The organism is Streptomyces sp. NPDC059142, from assembly GCF_042755665.1.
Lineage (GTDB): Bacteria > Actinomycetota > Actinomycetes > Streptomycetales > Streptomycetaceae > Streptomyces.
The window spans coordinates 1-6370 of sequence record NZ_JBHZDA010000152.1 but is presented as its reverse complement, the minus strand read 5'-3'; the positions used below and the strand labels follow the sequence as shown (position 1 = coordinate 6370).

7 protein-coding genes and 1 pseudogene are annotated in these 6370 nt (G+C 71.8%); 4 read left to right on the top strand and 4 right to left on the bottom strand.

Features of this window, described 5'->3' with window-relative positions; all coding sequences use genetic code 11:
- Positions 1-134: 134 nt before the first annotated feature.
- The gene (locus ACFXPK_RS31300; protein WP_384995713.1) at positions 135-956 is read right to left on the bottom strand and encodes a PhzF family phenazine biosynthesis protein; all 822 of its coding nucleotides are present in this window, start codon (positions 954-956) and stop codon (positions 135-137) included.
- 188 nt (positions 957-1144) lie between these two features.
- On the opposite strand from ACFXPK_RS31300, the gene ACFXPK_RS31295 reads away from it, so the two are divergent.
- Together ACFXPK_RS31295 and ACFXPK_RS31290 are read left to right on the top strand one after the other, a co-directional pair.
- Complete coding sequence (locus ACFXPK_RS31295; protein ID WP_384995716.1) at positions 1145-2032, top strand: helix-turn-helix transcriptional regulator; 888 nt, start codon at positions 1145-1147, stop codon at positions 2030-2032.
- Between the two features lie 14 nt (positions 2033-2046).
- A complete protein-coding gene (locus ACFXPK_RS31290) occupies positions 2047-2451 on the top strand; it encodes a RidA family protein (RefSeq protein ID WP_385080511.1) in 405 nt (134 codons plus the stop codon).
- 156 nt (positions 2452-2607) lie between these two features.
- On the opposite strand, the gene ACFXPK_RS31285 is transcribed toward ACFXPK_RS31290, so the two are convergent.
- On the bottom strand, positions 2608-3576 hold the full coding sequence (locus ACFXPK_RS31285) for a helix-turn-helix transcriptional regulator (protein ID WP_385080509.1): 969 nt from the start codon (positions 3574-3576) through the stop codon (positions 2608-2610).
- A 62-nt stretch (positions 3577-3638) separates the two neighbouring features.
- Here ACFXPK_RS31285 and ACFXPK_RS31280 point away from each other — a divergent pair, with 62 nt between their 5' ends.
- Positions 3639-4784, top strand: a complete 1146-nt coding sequence (locus ACFXPK_RS31280) for an epoxide hydrolase family protein (RefSeq protein WP_385080507.1) — start codon at positions 3639-3641, stop codon at positions 4782-4784.
- A 64-nt stretch (positions 4785-4848) separates the two neighbouring features.
- Here the strand turns inward: ACFXPK_RS31280 and ACFXPK_RS31275 are convergent.
- A pseudogene (locus ACFXPK_RS31275) lies at positions 4849-5010 on the bottom strand (DinB family protein); the annotation flags it as partial.
- Positions 5011-5088: 78 nt separating this feature from the next.
- The gene (locus tag ACFXPK_RS31270) at positions 5089-5472 is read right to left on the bottom strand and encodes a hypothetical protein (protein WP_385080505.1); all 384 of its coding nucleotides are present in this window, start codon (positions 5470-5472) and stop codon (positions 5089-5091) included.
- A gap of 170 nt (positions 5473-5642) precedes the next feature.
- On the opposite strand from ACFXPK_RS31270, the gene ACFXPK_RS31265 reads away from it, so the two are divergent.
- Positions 5643-6251 (top strand): PadR family transcriptional regulator, encoded by a 609-nt coding sequence (locus ACFXPK_RS31265; RefSeq protein WP_384995725.1) that lies wholly within the window; start codon positions 5643-5645, stop codon positions 6249-6251.
- The last annotated feature ends 119 nt before the right edge of the window (positions 6252-6370 follow it).

Below are 6370 nucleotides of genomic sequence, written 5' to 3'. Positions count from 1 at the left end.
GGGGGGCGGGCCCGCTGCCGCGGGCGCCCGGGGGGGGCCCGGGGGGGGGGGCCGCGCCGGGGGGGGGGGGGCGCCCCGGGGGGGGGGGGGGGGGGGGGGGCGCGCGGGGGGGCCCCCCCCCCCCCCGGCGGAGGTCACGGTGTGCTGTGCAGCTCGCCGTCGATGACCGTCACGGCCCGCCCGGTGAGCAGCGTCCGGTCACCCCGCAGGGAGGTGCGGACGAGCCCGGTGCGTGCGGAGACCTGGAGCCCGGTCAGCTCCGTACGCCCCAGCCGCGCCGACCAGAACGGGGCCAGCGTGGTGTGCGCGCTCCCGGTCACCGGGTCCTCGTCGATACCCACGTTGGGGAAGAAGCCCCGCGAGACGAAGTCGTAGCCACGGCGCGGATCCTCGGCGGCGGCTGTCACGACCACACCCCGCCCGGAGACGGTCTTGAGCATCGCGAAGTCCGGTGCGAGGTTCCGTACGGTCGCCTCGTCGGCCAGCTCGACCAGCAGGTCCCCGATGTGCTCCGACGTGTCGTGCACGGAGACCGGCTCGGCGCCGAGCGCGGCCGGGACCCCGTCCGGAACGGTGACGGCGGTCAGCGGCGACGTCGGGAAGTCCAGGGTGAGGGACCCGTCGTCGTGCGCGGTGGCCCCGAGGATGCCGGGCCGGGCGGCGAAGCGCAGCGCACCGCTCGCGCGCCCCGTGCTGTGCAGCACATGGGCGGTGGCCAGCGTGGCATGGCCGCACATGCCCACCTCGGTGACGGGCGTGAACCAGCGCAGCGCCCAGTCGGCCGGGCCACCGGGCGGCAGAGGATGGGCGAAGGCGGTCTCGGAGAGGTTCACCTCGGCCGCGACCCGCTGGAGCCAGGCGGCGTCGGGGAACCCGTCGGATTCGAGGAGCAGCACCCCGGCGGGGTTGCCGGTGAAGGGGCGGTCGGCGAAGGCGTCGACGATTCGAATGCGCATGGGGCGAGCGTACGAGCAGGGCGGGGCGGGTGCGGGAGGACGGGAGCGATCCGCCTTCCCGGGTGCACGCAGGATGGCGCGGACAGGCCGTCCCCACGCCAGAGGGCGCACCGCCGTAGGGCACCCCGTCCTGGGTACACCTCGCAGGGGCACGCGGGACCGGGCCGTGCCGCCTACGCTTCGAAACCATGGAGCTGGAGAGCCTCGGGGCCTACCTCAAGAGCCGCCGTGACCGGGTCACGCCCGCCGACGTGGGACTGCGCACGTACGGGACCGCCCGCCGCGTACCGGGGCTGCGCCGCGAGGAACTGGCCCAGCTCGCGGGGGTGAGCGCCGGCTACTACACGCGGCTGGAGCAGGGCCAGGCCGGTACGGCCTCCCGCCAGGTCCTCGACGCGCTCGCGCACGTACTCCGGCTCGACGCGGCCGAGACGGCGCATCTGCGCAACCTCGCCCGCATGCCCGCCACTTCACGGCTGGTCCGCCCCCGCCCGGAACGGCCGCACCCGCGCGTCCTGGCACTGCTGGCCTCCCTGGGGGAGACCACGCCGGCCGTCGTGCTCGGCCGGCGTGGCGACGTACTCCTCTGGAATCGCACCGGGCACGCACTCGTCGCGGAACACATCGACTTCGACGCGCCCCACGATCCCGCGCGACGGCCGTCCATCCCCCGGATGTTCTTCCTCGACCCCCTCACCCGCGATCTGCACCGCAACTGGGAGGAACTGGCCCGTTCCCACGTCGCCTACCTGCGGCTGACCGCCGGCAGATATCCGCACGACGCCGGGCTGGCCGAACTTATCGGCGAACTGGCCATGAACAGCGGTGACTTCGCCGAACTGTGGGCCAGGGGCGATGTCGCCGAGTGCACCGTGGGCACCATGCGCCTGCGGCACCCGACCGTCGGCGCGGTCGACGTCGACTACCAGGTGTGGCTCCAGCCCGAGGGCCCCGACCACCGGTTGGAGGTCTACACCCCCAACGACCCCGCCTCGGCCGACGCGTTGCGCCTGCTGTCCGCGCAGGTCGCGGACGGACGGGAGGCCGGGGCCGCGCATTCCCTCGTACGACCGTGAACAAAGGAGATCTCATGGCTGTTTCGCTGATCAACCCGGACGGACATGTCCGAGTCCCGCTCTACCACCATGTCGCGGTGGCGACGGGCAGCCGCCAGATCCACATCGCGGGCCAGGTCGCCTGGGACGAGAACGGCGACCTCGTGGCACCGGGCGACCTCGCGGGCCAGGTCGCCCAGGTCCACCGCAACGTCGCGCGAGCACTCGACGCGGCAGGGGCGACGTTCCACGACGTGGTCCGCTTCACCTGGTACGCCGCGGGCTGGAAGAGGGACATGTACGACGCCTTCAACGCCGGTGTCGAGCAGGCGGCCCGCGAGTTCGACCTCGCCACGCCGCCGCTCGCGCTGATCGGTGTGGATGTCCTCTTCGAGCCGGGAATCCTCGTCGAGGCCGAGGTCACCGCGATCGTCGAGTAGGGAACCGCGCGCAGGACCCGTCGGCGTGTCCCACGTGCACCGCATGCACTGTGTGTCCCGCGTGCACCGTGTCCTCCGGGAGCGCGGGTGACGGCGACGCCGACGACGCCCGCCCCCGCCGGGCACCGCTCCTGACGGCCCCGGCGGGTCCGCGCCTCAGTGGGCGGGCGGTACGGAGCGGGCGTAGCGGTCGGCGAGCCGGCGCAGGTACGTGACCAGTTCCTCGGGCTCGGTGACATCGAAGTCGAGGTCGAGCAGGCTCAGATGGACGGCGAGGGTCTGCACCGTGTCCGCACCGGTGATCAGGAGGCAGCTCTCGGCGTCGATCGCCTCGACCAGGCCGACCGCCGGGTTGATCCGTTCGACCACGTCCGCCGCCGGGGCATGGACGGTCACCCGCGCGTGGTGGCGCCAGGCCGCGCCCGACACCCGTCGGGAGACGTACGCCGCGATGTCGGCGCCGGGCGGCTCGCGCGGGGCGAAGCGCGGTCCGGTCGGGGTGCGGGGCCGGATGCGGTCGGCCCTGAAAGTCCGCCAGTCCTCGCGCTCGGTGTCCCACGCCACCAGGTACCAGCGCCGTCCCCAGTTCACGGCCCGATACGGCTCCACCACACGACGGGTGGGCGATCCGGCGTGGTCCAGGTAGTCGAAGCGCAGCCGTTCCCGGTCGCGGCAGGCGGAGACCAGGGTGGTCAGCACGTCCGCGGAGAGGGCCGGGGCCGGGCGGTCGTCCGGCACGGCCACGGTGTACGCCTGGAGCGTGCGCACCCGCCGGCGGAGCCGTGAGGGCAGCACCTGCTCCAGCTTGGAGAGCGCCCGCAGCGAGGTTTCCTCGGTGCCGGGGACCGCGCCCTGCGCCGCGGTGCGCAGGGCGATCGTCACCGCGACGGCCTCCTCGTCGTCGAGCAGCAGCGGCGGCATCACCGCCCCGGCGCCCAGCCGGTAGCCGCCGGTGGCTCCGCGGGTGGCGTCCACGGGATAGCCCAGCTCGCGCAGTCGGTCGATGTCGTTGCGGACGGTACGGCCGCTGACCCCCAGGCGCTCGGCCAGTTCGGATCCCGGCCAGGCCCGTGGGGTCTGCAACAGGGAGAGCAGACGCAGCAGACGCGCGGAAGTATCGAGCATGAAGCCAGCCTGAGGTCTCATTAGGAAGAGGGTGTGCCTATATCGAGCATACTGTCGGTCCCATGAAGAACAGCAGCGACACCGACGCCCGGATCCACCCGTACCGCATCGACATCGCGCAGGCCCAGCTCGACGATCTGCGCGACCGGCTGGCGCGCACCCGCTGGGGCGGTGAGATCCCCGGCACCGGCTGGAGCCGGGGTGTGCCCACCGACTACCTCAAGGGGCTGGCCGCGTACTGGGCCGACGGTTTCGACTGGCGCCGGGCGGAGGCGGAGCTCAACGAGTTCCCTCAGTTCACCACCGGGATCGACGGCCAGAACATCCACTTCCTGCACGTCCGTTCGGAGAATCCGGCGGCCGTCCCGCTGCTCCTGCTGCACGACTGGCCCTGTTCCTTCGTACAGTTCGTCGACGTCATCCGCCCACTGACGCGGGACTTCCATGTCGTCGTGACCTCCACGCCCGGCACGGGTTTCTCCGGTCCGCTCGGCGAGGCCGGCTGGAACACCGGCCGCATCGCGGGTGCGTTCGTCGAGTTGATGGGCCGGCTCGGCTACCGCGCCTACGGTCTCCAGGGAACGGGCGGCGGCGCCGGGATCGCCGTCGAGATGGGGCGCCAGGCACCCGATCAGGTCGTCGGTATCCACGTCAACGGCCTGATCACCTTCCCCTCCGGGGATCCCGCCGAACTCGACGGGCTCACCGGGCCCGAGAAGGAGCGGCTGGCCCGTCTGGAGAGCTTCCAGCAGGACAAGATGGGCTTCAACGCCATCCAGTCCACCCGCCCGCAGACCCTCGCCTACGGCCTGCACGACTCGCCGGTCGGCCAACTCGCCTGGATCGCGGAGAAGTTCAAGGAATGGACCGACCCCGCCGCCGATCTTCCCGAGGACGCCGTGGGCCGCGACCGTCTGCTGACCAACATCAGCATCTACTGGTTCACCGGCACGGCCGGCTCCTCGGCGAACCTCTACTACGAAGCGGGCCACGACAGCGCCGCCTGGGCCCCGAAGGCGCGCGGCACCGTCCCGACCGGTGTGGCCGTCGCCCTGCACACCGACATCGCGATCGCCCGGTTCGCCGAGCGGGAGCACAACATCACCCACTGGAGCGAGCTGGAGCGCGGCGGAAACTTCCTCGCGCTGGAGCAGCCGGAGGCGTTCGTCGCCGACGTCCGTACCTTCTTCGGCACGCTCGGCGCCTGACGCGCGCCGCTCCCGCGGCTCGGCAACGCGTGATCCCGGATCGGCGGCCACCGGTTACCGGAAGTCATATCCGGTGCGGTCCGGCTCCGTCCTGCCGGAGGTGGAGGTCGCGCAGCAGGGAGATCTCGGCGCCGTGATGGATCAGCTCCCTGTTGACGTGCAGGACCCTGTTCTCCATAGGGAACCGCTCGGGACCCACCGCGGGCGGACTGTCCAGGTCGGCGTTACCTGCCAGCAGAGAGGGTTCCGTTGGCGAGCGGAACTCCGTGACCGGGCCGCACAATCCGACGGCTGACCGACGGCCTCACCACAGGTGAAGGAAACTCCGGATGTCGTCAAAGCCGTCGAGGGCCCGGCCATCCACGTCTGTCGGATCCGCCTCCGCACGCGCCGCCAGCGACTCCGCCAGGGCGAGGGCCTCATCGCTGAGACATCCGAAGCGTCGAGCCGCATGTCCCAGGCACAGGCCAGCCAGCCCGAGCAAGGGGCTGCCTGACACGGCCCGCGTTCCGACCTGGACACACCAGTGCTCGACGAACTCCCGATCGTCGTCGTTCAGCGCACTTCCGATCAGTACAGCTGCCGCCTCGCCCTCCAGTGATGGGACACGCAGAGCCCGTTCGAGGAACTCGGCCACCTTCTCATGGGGCAGAGCCGGAGGGTTCTCGAAGCGCAGATGGGAGTGCATGCGGCGAGACTACGCGCCCACGAAAACGGCGATCCGCCCAACTTCGGTGACACTCGTCCCGAATTCGATGTCACGGGTCACGCGCGCTCATCGGAGAGGGATTGCCATGCGACAGGTTCCGATATATCGTTGACGCATCGCGACAGATCAACGATGAAGGGAGCGTAGCAATGCGTTCACATGGACATGAGCACGGACCGGGGCCCGGTCACTGCGGGCCCGGGCACTTCGGCCGGGGTGACTTCGAGGGGCGGCGTGGGGCCTTCGGGCCGTTCGGGCCGCCGTTCGGCGGTCCCTTCGGTGGGGGTGGCCGGGGGCGTGGCGGCGGAGGACGGGGGAGGGCGCGGCGTGGTGACGTGCGCGCCTCGATCCTGGCGCTGCTGAAGGACCGGCCGATGCACGGTTACGAGATGATCCAGGAGATCGGCGAGCGCAGCGGCGGGGCCTGGCGGCCCAGCCCGGGATCGGTGTACCCGACCCTCCAGTTGCTGGAGGACGAGGGGCTGATCACCAGCCGGAGCGAGGGTGGCAAGAAGCTGTTCACCCTCACCGAAGCGGGCGCCGCCGAGGCCGAATCGGGGCCCGAGGCTCCGTGGGAGGAGGCCGGCCGCGGCATCGACTGGGAGTCGATGAACGAGATACGGCAGGCCGGATTCGGGCTGATGGAAGCCTTCGGCCAGGTCTGGAAGACCGGCACCCCCGATCAGCGGGAGAAGGCCCTGGCGGTCATCAACGAATCGCGCAAGAAGCTCTATCTGATCCTCGCCGACGAGGGCTGACCGCCCCGTGGGCGACGGAGAAGGGCCCCGCGGCCCCGCGCCGCGGGGGCCCGCGCCTGGCCCGGGGCGGGAGGGGGGGGAATGCGGGGGAGAACCGGCGCAACACAACCCCCCGCGGG